Origin of the sequence: Bacillus cereus group sp. BfR-BA-01309 (assembly GCF_022664315.1) — a bacterium.
Taxonomy (GTDB): domain Bacteria; phylum Bacillota; class Bacilli; order Bacillales; family Bacillaceae_G; genus Bacillus_A; species Bacillus_A mobilis.
In genome coordinates, this window is the sequence record NZ_JAKUHE010000005.1 from 138,154 (window position 1) to 152,567 (window position 14,414).

Here is a 14,414-nt window from a genome sequence, read left to right on the forward strand (position 1 = left end):
GTTTCTCATATATTTTATTTTTTAAACATTTTGCTTAACGAACCAAAATCAGCGGGCATATTATTGTTAATGATCGCTTTTACAATTTGATCCTCTTGTTCTTTCGGCACTTCACGTCCTGCCATAAGAGCCACTTGATGAATCAATTGACGAAGCACAGTCTCATCACGTAAATTCGCGTTTTGCACAGATGATGCTAATTTAAAAATATCTTCTTTATTCACTTTCGCTTCTTTTTCAATGTTATTAAAAATGTTATTATCCATTCTTTTCACCCTCTCCTCAAGTTACTCTTCATCCTATGCAAAAATAAAAAAATGGTGAAAATACCCAAAAAAATAAAAAGCGACAGAAGTACAAATGTACTTCTGTCGCTTTTCTTTAAAGTAAGTCTGGTATAGCTTCCACTTCATGTTTTCGAACACGCCCCATCAATGAGCCTACTGCATCTTTCACATTATTCCCATTGAATAGCACATCATATAAAGCAGCTGTAATCGGCATTTCAACTTCCATTTTCTCAGCTAATTCGTGAGCAGCCTTCGTTGTTCTCACACCTTCTACAACCATACCCATACTTTCTAACACTTCTTCTAAAGAGTGCCCTTTTCCAAGCATATTTCCAGCGCGCCAATTTCGGCTATGAACGCTTGTACAAGTTACGATTAAGTCTCCCATTCCAGTTAGACCAGCAAACGTTAACGGATTTCCGCCCATTTTTCTACCTAAACGAGCAATCTCTGTTAAACCACGTGTCATTAATGCTGCTTTCGCATTATCACCTAATCCAAGACCATCAGTTATTCCAGCAGCTAATGCGATAATATTTTTTAACGCACCACCAAGCTCAACTCCAACGATATCTGGATTTGTGTATACACGGAAGTAGCTATTCATAAACAAGTCTTGTACTTCCTCAGCCGCTTCCATACGCTTTGCTGCAGACGTAACCGTCGTCTCTTGACGTAAACCGACTTCTTCAGCATGACTCGGTCCAGACAGCACAACAACGTCTTTAATCAAGTTCTCTGGAATTTCTTCCTCAATCACTTCCGAAATACGTTTCGACGTACCAGGTTCAATTCCTTTACTTGCATGAACCCAAGTAATCGGACCCACTACATATTTCTTCATATCTTGCAATACTTCTCTATACGCTTTCGTTGGCACTACAAGAAGTACTACATTTACATCTACTAATGCTTCTTCTAAAGAAGAGTAGGCTACGATTGTGCTTGGCAATGTAATTCCTGGAAGGTATCGACTATTCTCATGTTTCGTATTAATCTCATCCATAAGTTCAGATCGATTTCCCCAAATTCGTACATCATGCCCATTGTCAGCCAATACCATCGCTAACGCTGTTCCCCAGCTACCTGCTCCTACTACTGTGATTTTTGTCATAAAATCACATCCTCTCCATTAGTCTCTTGCTCTAGCGATAATGTGAATCGGCGTTCCTACAAAACCGAATGCTTCACGTAAACGATTCTTTAAGAAGCGCTCATATGAGAAGTGCATTAACTCTGTATCGTTTACAAATATAACAAATGTTGGTGGTTTTACCGCAACCTGTGTCGCATAGAAGATTTTCAGACGGCTTCCATTATGAGTTGGCGTTGGATTCATCGCTACCGCATCCATAATTACATCATTTAATACGTTCGTTTGAATACGAATGCTATGGCTTTCATTTACTTCATTAATAACTGGTAATAATGTTTGTGTACGTTTTTTCGTTTTCGCAGATAAGAATACAATTGGTGCGTACTCTAAAAATTGGAAATGAGCACGGATGTTTTCTTCAAATGCTTTCATTGTTTTTTCATCTTTTTTCACTGCATCCCATTTGTTTACGACGATAATAACAGCACGTCCTGAATCATGAGCATATCCAGCAATTTTTTTATCCTGTTCAATAATTCCTTCTTCTCCGTCTAAAACGACTAAAACAACGTCAGAACGTTCAATCGCTCTAAGTGCACGAAGTACACTATACTTTTCTGTGCTTTCGTATACTTTCCCTTTTTTACGCATACCAGCTGTATCAATGATTACATAATCTTGACCATCTTTACTATATGGCGTATCAACAGCATCACGTGTCGTTCCCGCTATATTACTTACAATTACACGTTCTTGACCAAGAAGTGCATTTACAAGTGATGATTTCCCTACATTTGGACGTCCAATTAAAGAGAAACGGATTGTTTCATCATCGTATGCTTCTTCTTCAATCTTCGGAAAATGATTTGCAGCTTCATCTAACAAATCACCAAGTCCTAAGCCGTGTGTACCTGAAATCGGGAATGGCTCGCCAAATCCTAATGCATAAAAATCATAAATATCGCTACGCATTTCTGGATTATCAACCTTATTTACCGCAAGTACAATTGGTTTTTTAGAACGATATAAAATTTTAGCAACTTCTTCATCTGCTGCAGTTACACCATCGCGACCATTCGTCATAAAAATGATAACATCTGCTTCATCAATCGCTACTTCCGCTTGTTGACGAATTTGTGTCAAGAACGGCTCGTCTCCAATATCAATTCCACCTGTGTCAATGATGTTAAACTCATGATTTAACCATTCTCCCGCACTATAAATACGGTCTCGCGTTATACCTGGTATATCTTCTACGATTGAAACTCTTTCTCCAACAATTCTATTGAAAATAGTAGATTTTCCTACGTTCGGGCGGCCTACTATTGCTATTACTGGTTTCGGCATATACTTTCATCCTTTCAACTTGCTTCTGTTTATTATGTAAAAAACCCTTCTTTGTGCAAGAAGGGATTTGCATTCCAGAATATTTCTCAGCGTATCAAAACACCTCACATTATACCACACGTTGCTAATGTTTCACAATAATATATACATTCTCTTGTAAGCGATGCGCAATACCATCTAAAATTGCCTCTAAATTATTTGCAACAAATTCTAATTCCTCTGTCGATTCACAAGTAAACAAAGGGGCACCACCAGCAAATTTCTCCGGCGCTGTTGTAATAACCGCTAAAATTACACTTTCTAACATCATCCCTTATCTCCCCTTCCTTTTGGGGCTTCCGATGACATATGAACAGCACTTTCTAACGTCGGCACATTCCCTATGACACCTATCGCTTTCTCTGCATCTTGATCTTGTGGCAAGACAAAAATCCCAACCCTACCATCTTCTAAATCACGCTTTGCTAACGGCACAAGCGCCGGCGTGCCAGAATCTCTATAAATCCCTAAAGCGACAGAAACATCATGTAAAATAGCCTGTCGTTGTCCTAAGTTTGAGATTGTCACCATCGCATCAATTGATTTCGGCCTTAAAATAAAGCCCATTCCATATTTCATAATTTCCTCTTGCCTTGCTGGCAATCCAATATTCATAATGTAAATATTATCAATATACAGCCCCGCTCCTTCAAAACGAAGTGGAACATGCTCGATATCAACAAGATCATGTAACCTTTTGCCCGACATTAATTTTTTCGCGATAATAAATGCGATGATAGCCATAATTACTCCAGCAATCCATGAACGGAACCCTATATATGCAAACGTCGTTGCAAACGACGTTAACATCGCCAAATAGTTCCGACTTTCAAAAACTAATGCAATCCCTTCAATATATGTATTTCCACGCGGTACGAGCTCATATCCATCTAATTGTTGAAGTGTATTTCTTTCCATATTACGCACATCACGAAACTGTGTTGCTGCCAATGTAAGAAACGTAATAGCAGAAAAATCTTTTTTCAAAATTGACGGAATCGCAATTGCTCCTAAAGCCGCTGCAATTAACCCCATCGCAACGTGAATAATTTTCCCGTGGAGTCTCGTCGGATATTGACGCGTATCTGTCCGAAGCATTAGCACTCTCGTTACTGTCCCTGCTATTACTCCGCATAAAATGGCCGGTGTATATTCAGTCATGTATTACCCTCGCCTTTCTTTTACGTGTTTTCCCTTTGAACTGTTCCATATATACTGATGCTTTTGCAATCCAAAACAAAATTGCCATAAACAATGTAGAAACGGCGACGATATCAAAAAACGCTAAGCTACCGTAATCGTAAGGGAAGTGTAGTTTCCGAAAAATAAGTGTCACAAACAATTCTCCCTGTAACATTCCTACATAAAGAGAACATAATCGTAATATGCGATCTTCGTGTAATAAAACCGATGCATACACAAGAGCACTACTTAACAAAAACAGCCTATCCACTACAATCCAAATTGGATCATATACTTCTAACAAATGAAAACTTGTATATAACATTGCAATAATAAGTGCCGAAAGTAAGGTATATAATTTTTTCCAAATAGAATAGAGCGTGATTCCTATAAAAGCAACAATACAAAGCAAAAGTGCATTTACTGATACTGTGAATGAAGCAATCGTTACATGTAACGGAGAGCAAATAATAAAAATCAATATACAGGCGCTTAGCTTCCACCGAATAGAATCCTTTTTCATAAAAAAAGTTACGACAATCCACCCTATCCAAGCTATAAAATAAAAAGTACTCCCTTCCATCATTTCACCTCCTATGTTTTCCATTATGGGAACTTTTTATGAAAGTTAATCCACTTTCTTCGCGCATAGTTTTTTCATATAACAGCAACACTTTTAATAAGGAGGTGCTATTCATTATGGGTAAAGATCGTCAAGAACGAAAACTAAGAGAATCACGCCGCGTTGAATCTGATCGTGACCAATCACTACAATATCCAGGTGCAACTGGACTAGATACACCAGAGCAAGCTCGCAAGCAGAATCAGCACTAATGAATACAAAAAGACGGTTTCGATATTGTACGAAACCGTCTTTTACATTTTACTTATATCGAAATAATATTTTATATATAAACCTTTCTAGGATTTATTTTTACCTCCATCTATTTCCTTTGACAAAATCAAACCATCCCCCATCATTCAGACGTACAATACCTACATTTTCCAACCTCTATTTCAGTCGCAATTTTCACAAACCAATGTTTATATACATAATAATAATAATTTTATTTTTTATTTTGATAGAATATTAATTCATTCCTCACTTTATATTACTAAAAAAGAGCAGAAAACAAAAAAATCAACCAAACGGTTGATTTTTTATCTTCTACTATAATGCGTCGTATCAATACCACGCTGCGTTAACCAATGATATGTTTCACCCTTTACAACAAGAGGTACAGCCTGTAACTCTTCTATCGTCTTCGCACCAAGAGCTGTCATAATAAATTTCAAATCTGTATGTAAAAGATCAATTTCATCCACTAACTTCTCAATACCATCTTGCATTAAAATACGTAAAAAGTAACCAGCAAACGCAGTTGTATTCGCCCCTAATGCGATTGCTTTCGCTACGTCAAGCGCTGTTTGTATACCCCCAGATGCAATAAAAGAGAGGTTATTATTTGTAGAGGTTGCTTCAATAATCGAGGTTGCTGTTTGTATGCCCCAGTTATTAAAATAAGAAAGCATTCGCTGTCTTCTTTCATTTTCAACAGCAGCAAAATTCGTACCACCTTGTCCGCCAATATCAATTGCCGTTACACCTACGCTCGCTAACTGTTGTACCGTTTCCTTACTCATCCCAAATCCAACTTCTTTTACAATGACAGGAACTTTACTATTTAAAACAATTTTCTCAATGCGCTGAAGTACACCAGTAAAGTCACGGTCTCCTTCTGGCATTGTTAACTCTTGTATGACATTTAAATGAATTTGCAATGCATTCGCTTCAATCATATCAACTGCACGCTCTGCCTGTTCGATAGTTGCCTCACTACCTAAATTAGCAAAGAAAATACCATTTGGGTTTACTTTTCTAATAATCTTATAAGAAGCAGCCTCACTTTCATCTTTTAACGCCGCCATTTGCGAACCTACAGCCATAGCAAGGTTATGATGTTTCGCTACATATGCTAATTGCTCATTAATATGTAACGTTTTCTCTCCTCCACCACCAGTCATCGCATTGATAAAAATCGGCGAACTTAGTGAAAGTTCGCCGATTTTTGTTTCACATGTTATTGTGTCATAACTTGAATTTGGCAAACCTTGATGCACAAAATCAATATCATGAAAGCCATGCGTACGAGACTGACCAGTAGAAAGAGCGTATTCAATATGATCTAATTTACGTTTTGCCCTTACCACTTGTACCCCTCTTTATTTCTTTAATTTTTTCAGTTGTTCACCAATAATATCACTTAATTGGAAAGTAGCAGAATCAGCATTTGGCTCATACTGACTGTAATCTTCAATTACATTATTTTCCTCAAGCGCTTCTTTTATACTTAAAGAAATACGTTTCTCTGCTACATGGACTTCAAGCACTTTCACTTTTACTTCTTGTCCCATTTCCAATACTTCACTTGGATTTTTCACGTGACGATTTGCAATTTGAGATACGTGCACAAGACCTTCAACGCCAGGTAAAACCTCAACGAATGCACCGAATGTAACAAGACGTTTTACTACGCCCTCACGAATATCTCCAGCTTTTAGTTCGCCAGCCACATTTTCCCAAGGTCCTGGTTGAGCTGCTTTAATTGATAAAGAAATACGTTGTGTATCCGCATCAACAGATAACACCTTTACCTTTACCTTTTGCCCTTGCTCTAATACTTCAGAAGGTTGCTCTACACGTTCGTGTGAAATTTGTGAAATATGAACTAAACCGTCCACACCACCAACATTTACGAAAGCACCAAAATCAGTTAATCGTTGTACTGTTCCTTCAACAACGTCTCCTTCTTTTAATGAAGAGATTGCTTCTTTTTTCTTAGAATCTAGTTCTAATTCTACCACTGCTTTATGCGAAAGGATTACACGATTTTTTTCGCGGTCTAATTCAACAATTTTCACGGCTAATGTTTTGCCTTTATAGTCAGTAAAATCTTCTACATAATGTACTTCTACAAGTGAAGCTGGAATAAAACCACGAACACCAAGGTCCACAACTAATCCACCATTCACGATATCTTTTACATTCACATCAAATACATGACCAGAAGTAAATTTCTCTTGTAATTCTACCCACGCTTTTTCTGCATCAACAGCACGTTTAGATAAGACAAGATCATTCTCTTCTAACTTAATAACCTTTAATTCTAGTGTTTGATCTAATTCTACTACATCGCTTGCTTTTTCAATATGAACGTTAGCTAATTCACTAATTGGAATTACGCCATCTGTTTTGTATCCAACATTTACAAGCACTTGTTTCTCTTCAACCTTCGTTACAGAACCTGTAACAACGTCACCAACTTGTAATTCTTTTGAATCCATAACTTCTTCATTCATTTTCTCTACCATGGAAATACCTCCCTACAGAATTGACAAAGCATTTTTTATGTATATACGAAATGAAAACAAAGGTTTTCATTTGCATGTTTAAGAATTTATCATCACATACTCAGTTTTCATACATTTCACTAGAAAATATATTAAACCTATATAAATAGTATACAGCAAAATCATCTTGAAGAAAGTATGTTTTGAAATATAATAGCGAATATATTCTGAAAGTTTTATCCCTCTTTTACTAACTTCTTACAAATCCGATCATTTGTCAAGGAAAGAGGTTCACAATTCACGTATCCTTTACATTTCTATACAAACAAAAAAAAGAAAGAGGCTATCCCCTTTCTTTATTTCGCAAACACTCCTGAAACAATACTCATAATTTTTTGGACAACTTCTTCAATTGATAAAGAAGTTGTATCTAATTCCAATGCATCATCAGCTTTTTTTAGAGGAGAAACTTCGCGTTCTGAATCTAATTTATCACGCTGAGAAATTTCTTCTTTTAACTGCTCTAAATTAGAATCGAAACCTTTATTCATATTTTCTAAATGTCTTCTTTCTGCTCTTTCTTCAACAGAAGCAAGCATAAAGATCTTCACTTCAGCATCTGGTAACACATGTGTACCAATATCACGGCCATCCATTACAACGCCGCCTTTTTCCGCTAACTCTTGTTGACGACGTACCATTTCTTCACGAACAAGGCGATGTTTCGCCACAATAGATACTCGATTCGTCACATCAGGTGTACGAATTACTTCAGAAACATCTTGTCCATTTAAAAATACAAGTTGTGTATTTTCTCCTTGCTGAAACTCAATATTCACATTTTTTACAACTTCCATTAACTGCTCTTCATTTTCAATGTCCACTTTTTGCTCAAGGGCTGCATATGTAATCGCACGATACATTGCGCCTGTATCAATATAAACGTAAGAAAGTTTCTTCGCTACTACTTTCGCAACTGTACTTTTTCCAGCAGCTGCTGGACCATCTATAGCAATTGAAATTCGTTTATCCATTGTAACACCTCATTTTTTCACTTATAAAACAAAACGAAAAGCAGGTATTCTCCTGCTTCTTCTCATTTGCTTCACGTCATTAAATCCTCAATTATTGTAGCATAATCCTTCATAGAAGAAAATGAAAACTACCTATTCACCTGTAAGGTTTCTACTTTGTTTTTTACCATGACGCCTTCATAATAAACAATTTTAGATAAATATTTCACTGATGATTTATGTATAAATAACAATTGCACAACAGAAAGACAAATGAATTGTATTACTAATATACGAATAATAATTTTCTCCACCTTTTTCAACGTAATTGCTCCCTCCTATCCTATATTTACACTTTCCGTTTCGTGGTTTTACACATCGTACGTATAGCAGCTAACTTTATTGTCATTTTCGAGGCATACTTTTATACATTTCCATTGTCGAATTTACTCAAAACATGTTATGTTCTAAATGTATTTTTTTACTTGAAAGGGGTATAAGCATTGAAAAGAATCCTAGTTTTACACACAGGTGGAACAATTGCAATGGAGGAAGATAAAGAAACTGGGGTCGTACAACCAGGTGAAAAAAATCCTCTTTTAAAATTTATTCCTGATTTAGAAGGCGATGTTGATTTAATCGTTGAAGACGTGTTCCATCTACCATCTCCTCATATGACACCGAGCGAAATGTTACAATTACAAGTCATCATCGATGAAAGAGTAAAACAAGACAACATTCATGGCGTAGTCATTACGCATGGTACGGATACATTAGAAGAAACAGCCTATTTCTTAGATTTAACAGTGCAGGCAACTATTCCAATCGTTGTAACAGGCGCAATGCGTTCTAGTAATGAATTAGGCGCTGATGGTCTATATAACTTCTTATCGGCTGTAAAAGTCGCTAGCTGTAGTGAAGCAGCTGAAAAAGGTGTTCTAGTCGTATTAAACGACGAAATTCATTGCGCTACAAATGTAACGAAAACACATACAAGTAACGTGGCAACATTCCAGAGTCCACAGTATGGACCAATTGGTATGGTAACAAAGCGCGGCGTTGTATTCCATCACGCTTTAGTACATCACGAAACATATTCAGTAAATAAAGTTTCTAAAAACGTAGTTGTTCTAAAAGCATATGCTGGTATGGACGATACATTGTTAGCAGCAATTGAAAACCTTCCAGTAGACGGGATTGTTATTGAAGCACTTGGACAAGGTAATTTACCTCCAAGAACACTTCCTAGTCTAGAACGATTAATAAACAAAGGAATTCCTGTCGTATTAGTTTCTCGTTGTTTCAACGGCATCGTTCAAGATGTATATTCATATGAAGGTGGCGGCAAGCAATTAAAAGATATGGGTATTGTATTCACATACGGTTTAAATGCTCAAAAAGCACGCATTAAATTATTAGTTGCATTAGAGAATACAACTTCTCATGAATCAATCCAAAATATGTTTATGCACGATTAAAAAAGAAGCTGTCGAAATTTATTTCGACAGCTTCTTCTTACATTTCTCTCGTTGCAATGGTTTGCGCAATCGCATCCCCATGAAATCGACCGTTCTCAATAAATATTTCATTTGCATTATTTCCAGCAGCAATTACACCTGCAATGAAAATATTTTCAGCGTTCGTTTCCATTGTATCCTCTGTATAAATCGGGCGTCCTGTTTCCTCATCAATCCGAACACCCATCTTCGTTAAGAAACTATGATCAGGATGGTAACCAGTCATCGCAAATACAAAATCATTTTGGATTGTATATGCCTCATCATCAACTGTAAACGTTAATGTATGTTCAGTAACTTCTTTCACGTGAGCCCCGAAATGCATTTGAATTGTTCCGCTTCGTACTAATGCCTCAAACTCCGGCAAAATCCACGGCTTAATGCTCGGAGAGTACTCACTTCCGCGATATAAAACTGTTACACGTGCACCGGCTTTAACAAGTTCTAACGCGGCATCTACACTCGAGTTTTTCCCACCTATAACTACTACATCTCGATCAAAATAAGGATGTCCCTCTTTAAAATAGTGAGCTACTTTCTTCAATTCCTCACCTGGAACATTCATATAATTTGGATTGTCATAATATCCAGTTGCTACAACAATATATTTCGCTATATATATTTCTTTACTTCCGTCACGCTTTGTCGTTTCAACTTGAAAAACCTCTCCATCTTTTTGAACTTTCTCCACTCGTTCAAAAGCATTTACACGTACAGATTTACGCTTTACTACTTCACGATAATACGCAAGCGCTTGATTTCGAACAGGCTTACGATTTTCTGTAATAAAAGCTACATCACCAATTTCTAATTTTTCACTAGAAGAGAAAAATGTTTGATGAGTTGGATAATTATAAATCGCATTTACAATGTTTCCTTTTTCAATTACTAACGGATTTATCCCTACCTTTTGCAACGAAATTGCTGCTGCTAATCCGCACGGACCGCCTCCAATTATGATAGCTGTTTCTTTCTGCATACTCAACTCACTCCTAGTCTTCTACCAATACGCTATTTATAAAAACAAGAAAAAACCTACTTACAGCAGTAGGCACCTATCTTTATTGTATTCATTTTTCATATATTTGTCATCTAAACGAAACGTACATCCGATAGACATCTGCTAAAAACTGCTGAAATTTAATACCTTGTTTCCCTAATACATTTTCAGGATCAATCTTTCTAGCTGGGTCAAGTGTTTTATGTGATACGATATCTTTTTTCGGATTCAAGCCGAAGTTTTGACATAAATACGCATGATACCACGTAAAACGGGTATACGCTTCCCAAAAGTTAACATCACCGCCATAACAAAGTTCCACTCCAATGGCAGCCTTATTGGCATCATAACCATATAAGTCATTATCTGTCGGCACACCATATCGAACATGATAGGCAACTTCATTTATAGGAACAATTTCCAATATTGTTTTATCATCTATAAATGTATGTGCCGAAGCTTTCGGTTGTATTTCATTAAAGTAATCCCGATTCCCTATCGCATTGCTACCAGGGTTCCCCGTATCATGACTTACAATAAATCTTACTTTAGAAAGAGGAATTCCCGGTCGTGAACTTCCATACCCAATATAGTTACGCTCTATAGGAAACATCGCCATTACTACCAACTCCCACTTCAGAAGATTACCTTACTTCTTTATATATGTATTCGGTAGCAATGTCCTTATCGCATATTTCTTACGCGAAGAGAAAATCGAAAATATTTGATGTGAATACCATAAATAATAAAATACTTACAGCAACTCCATAAAAACCGTAAAACCAAACACAATCTTCTTTCGTATCTAAACCGAAAAATTTATTTACTGATTGTAATAATGTGCCACGCTTACTTTGTTTGTTTCTTAATACTTCCACTCGTTCTACAACATCTGCTGGCATCATAAATCTTTGGTCTACTGTCATTTTCATCATTTATCTCTCCTTAAAATCATTTCCGTTTTGTTTATCTAAAGAAAGTATAGCACGTCTGTTCGTGCAGAACAAGCGTTCTTTTTTATTTTTATTTTATTTTTCAACAAACCAATTAATAATTACCAATATAACAGCGATAATTGGCCCTACTATAACCGCACCAAATATTAAAAACAGGAGTCCTTCCCCGAACACCCGAACGATACTTGTTTTTTCGGATTTCGTCTTTCTCGCGAGTTCTCCCTCTAACCTCTTAACTTTTTCTTCTAATTGTTCTACTCGTTCCATCATTTCATTTTCCATATACACCACCTCATTCTTATACTTCAACAAAAAAACGTGATTCCCTCGAAAGGAATCACGTTTTCTCATAATATAATATTATACCCAACCTCTGAAGCGACTTGCTTCAGCCATTTTACGAACACCAACCATATACGCCGCTAAGCGCATGTTCACTTTACGAACTTGTGCTGTTTCATAAATAGAATCAAATGATCTTACCATTACTTTTTCTAAACGTTGTTCTACTTCTTCTTCAGTCCAGTAGTAACCTTGGTTATTTTGTACCCACTCAAAGTAAGATACTGTTACACCACCAGCACTTGCTAATACGTCTGGAACAAGTAAAATGCCACGATCTGTTAAAATTTTAGTTGCTTCTAATGTTGTTGGACCATTTGCAGCTTCAACAACGATTTTCGCTTTAATATTGTTAGCATTTTCTTCTGTAATTTGGTTCTCAATTGCAGCTGGAACTAAAATGTCGCAATCAAGTTCTAACAATTCTTTGTTTGAAATTGTATTATTAAATAGTTTTGTTACTGTACCGAAGCTATCACGACGGTCTAATAAATAATCAATATCTAATCCGTTTGGATCATGCAATGCACCGTAAGCATCCGAGATTGCAATAACTTTCGCTCCTGCATCATGCATAAATTTAGCTAAGAAGCTTCCAGCATTACCGAATCCTTGAACAACAACGCGTGCACCTTTAATATCAATGTCGCGTTTTTTTGCAGCTTCGCGAATACAAATTGTTACACCTTTCGCTGTTGCTGTTTCACGTCCATGTGATCCACCTAATACAAGTGGCTTACCTGTAATAAATCCTGGTGAATTAAATTCATCGATACGGCTATACTCATCCATCATCCATGCCATAATCTGAGAGTTTGTGAATACATCTGGAGCTGGAATGTCTTTTGTCGGTCCTACGATTTGGCTAATTGCTCGTACATAACCGCGGCTTAATCTTTCTAACTCACGGAATGACATTTCACGTGGGTCACAAATAATTCCACCTTTACCTCCACCGTATGGTAAATCAACAATACCACACTTTAAACTCATCCAGATTGAAAGTGCTTTCACTTCATTTTCTGTTACATTCGGATGGAAGCGAATTCCACCTTTCGTTGGACCAACAGCATCATTATGTTGTGCACGATATCCTGTAAATATTTTAACAGTCCCGTCATCCATACGAACTGGTATTTTCACTGTCATCATACGAATTGGTTCTTTTAATAATTCATATACTTCGTTTGGATAACCCAATTTTTCTAATGCTTCACTAATAACAATTTGTGTCGAATTCAATAATTCAAAATGTTGTTCCCTTTGTTGTTGTGTTTTTGTTTGAGTTCCCTTTTCGGCTACCATAGTAAGTAAACCCCCTGTAATTTCACTTGTTTAGTAAACCTTCATTGCCTAGTATACACCGTTAAATTTGGAATGCAATAGAAAACGCTAACAAATATATACAAACTATTTTCTGTTGCAAGCGTTTTCACTATCATTATAGTCCTTTTATCACTTTTAGAAAAGTAAAATACTTAAATATTTAAATATTTTTTATTTTACTTATATACAACACCTTAAGAAGATACTTTTAAGCAAAAATGCCCCAGTATTTATGATTCCCACTTTACCATTGATCGTTTTGACATTTTCAGACCAATATTTTAGATTTTTCCAAATAAAAAACAAAACCTTAGCTTTGTTATATTAGCTAAGGTTTTGTTTTTTCACAAAGTAATTGTGTATTTGTTCAATTGCTTGAGAAGCCATTAATTCTTTACCATACTCCATTAGACGATAAATAGTTGCTGTAGACGGATTACCATATTCCGCTAAAATAGCTATAAAATCTGCCTTCAGTAATTGAACTTGCTCCTCTTCTTCCATCCAAAGATAGAAACGACCATCCCACGTATATAGTTTTCCGCCAGTTACATCAAGGTTATATAAACGATTCGACAGGTTAATTACATCATCTAGTGTAGCAAACTCATAAAGTATATGCTCGCTTTCATCTAGAGTCACTTGCATTTCAATAAACTCGTCACGGAACTCATCATCTGTATCCACATCTTGATGTTCTTTCGTTACAATTACGACCATTCCTTGCGCTTGTAGAGAAAATACTTCAACTGCAATCGGACCATCCGCTTCAAATCCTAGTTCCTTATTTGCTTCCTGCATCATATCACGAAATAATTGCTGTACTTTCGGTGCATTTCTCCACAAATCTTCTTTCGTTAATCCTCGTTCAGATAAATCATCAAATGTTAAGAAAATTTTTATCTTATTGTAATTTAATCGTTCCAGCCTCATCTCATACCCTCCCTACGTAACC

18 protein-coding genes are annotated in these 14,414 nt (G+C 36.4%); 2 read left to right on the forward strand and 16 right to left on the reverse strand.

Annotated elements, in window-relative coordinates; genetic code table 11:
• Positions 1–14: 14 nt before the first annotated feature.
• The 6 genes from MR115_RS11690 to MR115_RS11715 form a co-directional block, all read right to left on the reverse strand.
• Positions 15–266: a stage VI sporulation protein F gene (locus tag MR115_RS11690; RefSeq protein ID WP_000369753.1), complete on the reverse strand. Its 252-nt coding sequence runs from the start codon at positions 264–266 to the stop codon at positions 15–17.
• A gap of 115 nt (positions 267–381) precedes the next feature.
• Positions 382–1,404 carry an NAD(P)H-dependent glycerol-3-phosphate dehydrogenase gene (locus MR115_RS11695; RefSeq protein ID WP_242241363.1) on the reverse strand — a complete coding sequence of 341 codons (1,023 nt, stop codon included), beginning with the start codon at positions 1,402–1,404 and terminating at the stop codon, positions 382–384.
• A gap of 18 nt (positions 1,405–1,422) precedes the next feature.
• Positions 1,423–2,733: a ribosome biogenesis GTPase Der gene (gene der, locus MR115_RS11700; protein WP_001125888.1), complete on the reverse strand. Its 1,311-nt coding sequence runs from the start codon at positions 2,731–2,733 to the stop codon at positions 1,423–1,425.
• Positions 2,734–2,857: 124 nt separating this feature from the next.
• On the reverse strand, positions 2,858–3,043 hold the full coding sequence (locus MR115_RS11705) for a capping complex subunit for YIEGIA (RefSeq protein ID WP_061677809.1): 186 nt from the start codon (positions 3,041–3,043) through the stop codon (positions 2,858–2,860).
• The gene (locus tag MR115_RS11710) at positions 3,040–3,933 is read right to left on the reverse strand and encodes a YIEGIA family protein (RefSeq protein WP_061677810.1); all 894 of its coding nucleotides are present in this window, start codon (positions 3,931–3,933) and stop codon (positions 3,040–3,042) included. The genes MR115_RS11705 and MR115_RS11710 overlap by 4 nt, the downstream gene beginning before the upstream one ends.
• Complete coding sequence (locus MR115_RS11715) at positions 3,926–4,537, reverse strand: YphA family membrane protein (RefSeq protein WP_063261762.1); 612 nt, start codon at positions 4,535–4,537, stop codon at positions 3,926–3,928. Before MR115_RS11715 ends, MR115_RS11710 begins: the two co-directional genes overlap by 8 nt.
• A gap of 116 nt (positions 4,538–4,653) precedes the next feature.
• Here MR115_RS11715 and MR115_RS11720 point away from each other — a divergent pair, with 116 nt between their 5' ends.
• Positions 4,654–4,788 carry a YpzI family protein gene (locus tag MR115_RS11720; RefSeq protein ID WP_000513900.1) on the forward strand — a complete coding sequence of 45 codons (135 nt, stop codon included), beginning with the start codon at positions 4,654–4,656 and terminating at the stop codon, positions 4,786–4,788.
• 327 nt (positions 4,789–5,115) lie between these two features.
• Here the strand turns inward: MR115_RS11720 and MR115_RS11725 are convergent, their stop codons facing one another.
• The 4 genes from MR115_RS11725 to MR115_RS11740 all read right to left on the reverse strand — a co-directional run bounded on the left by MR115_RS11725 (position 5,116) and on the right by MR115_RS11740 (position 8,641).
• Positions 5,116–6,165 carry a type 2 isopentenyl-diphosphate Delta-isomerase gene (locus tag MR115_RS11725; RefSeq protein ID WP_063261763.1) on the reverse strand — a complete coding sequence of 350 codons (1,050 nt, stop codon included), beginning with the start codon at positions 6,163–6,165 and terminating at the stop codon, positions 5,116–5,118.
• Positions 6,166–6,177: 12 nt separating this feature from the next.
• Complete coding sequence (gene rpsA / locus MR115_RS11730) at positions 6,178–7,326, reverse strand: 30S ribosomal protein S1 (protein WP_242241365.1); 1,149 nt, start codon at positions 7,324–7,326, stop codon at positions 6,178–6,180.
• 335 nt (positions 7,327–7,661) lie between these two features.
• Complete coding sequence (cmk, locus tag MR115_RS11735; RefSeq protein WP_242241368.1) at positions 7,662–8,339, reverse strand: (d)CMP kinase; 678 nt, start codon at positions 8,337–8,339, stop codon at positions 7,662–7,664.
• A gap of 128 nt (positions 8,340–8,467) precedes the next feature.
• Complete coding sequence (locus MR115_RS11740; RefSeq protein WP_080492753.1) at positions 8,468–8,641, reverse strand: YpfB family protein; 174 nt, start codon at positions 8,639–8,641, stop codon at positions 8,468–8,470.
• Positions 8,642–8,821: 180 nt separating this feature from the next.
• On the opposite strand from MR115_RS11740, the gene ansA reads away from it, so the two are divergent.
• The gene (gene ansA / locus MR115_RS11745) at positions 8,822–9,796 is read left to right on the forward strand and encodes an asparaginase (RefSeq protein WP_071721983.1); all 975 of its coding nucleotides are present in this window, start codon (positions 8,822–8,824) and stop codon (positions 9,794–9,796) included.
• A 37-nt stretch (positions 9,797–9,833) separates the two neighbouring features.
• On the opposite strand, the gene MR115_RS11750 is transcribed toward ansA, so the two are convergent.
• The 6 genes from MR115_RS11750 to MR115_RS11775 form a co-directional block, all read right to left on the reverse strand.
• Complete coding sequence (locus MR115_RS11750) at positions 9,834–10,814, reverse strand: YpdA family putative bacillithiol disulfide reductase (protein ID WP_242241370.1); 981 nt, start codon at positions 10,812–10,814, stop codon at positions 9,834–9,836.
• A 109-nt stretch (positions 10,815–10,923) separates the two neighbouring features.
• Positions 10,924–11,454: a peptidoglycan recognition protein family protein gene (locus tag MR115_RS11755; RefSeq protein WP_001240648.1), complete on the reverse strand. Its 531-nt coding sequence runs from the start codon at positions 11,452–11,454 to the stop codon at positions 10,924–10,926.
• Between the two features lie 79 nt (positions 11,455–11,533).
• On the reverse strand, positions 11,534–11,770 hold the full coding sequence (locus MR115_RS11760; protein WP_001983018.1) for a DUF3961 domain-containing protein: 237 nt from the start codon (positions 11,768–11,770) through the stop codon (positions 11,534–11,536).
• A 93-nt stretch (positions 11,771–11,863) separates the two neighbouring features.
• Complete coding sequence (locus MR115_RS11765; protein WP_242241372.1) at positions 11,864–12,073, reverse strand: hypothetical protein; 210 nt, start codon at positions 12,071–12,073, stop codon at positions 11,864–11,866.
• A gap of 78 nt (positions 12,074–12,151) precedes the next feature.
• Positions 12,152–13,438, reverse strand: a complete 1,287-nt coding sequence (gene gudB / locus MR115_RS11770) for an NAD-specific glutamate dehydrogenase (RefSeq protein ID WP_000225171.1) — start codon at positions 13,436–13,438, stop codon at positions 12,152–12,154.
• A gap of 345 nt (positions 13,439–13,783) precedes the next feature.
• A complete protein-coding gene (locus tag MR115_RS11775; RefSeq protein WP_001235391.1) occupies positions 13,784–14,392 on the reverse strand; it encodes a genetic competence negative regulator in 609 nt (202 codons plus the stop codon).
• Positions 14,393–14,414: the final 22 nt, after the last annotated feature.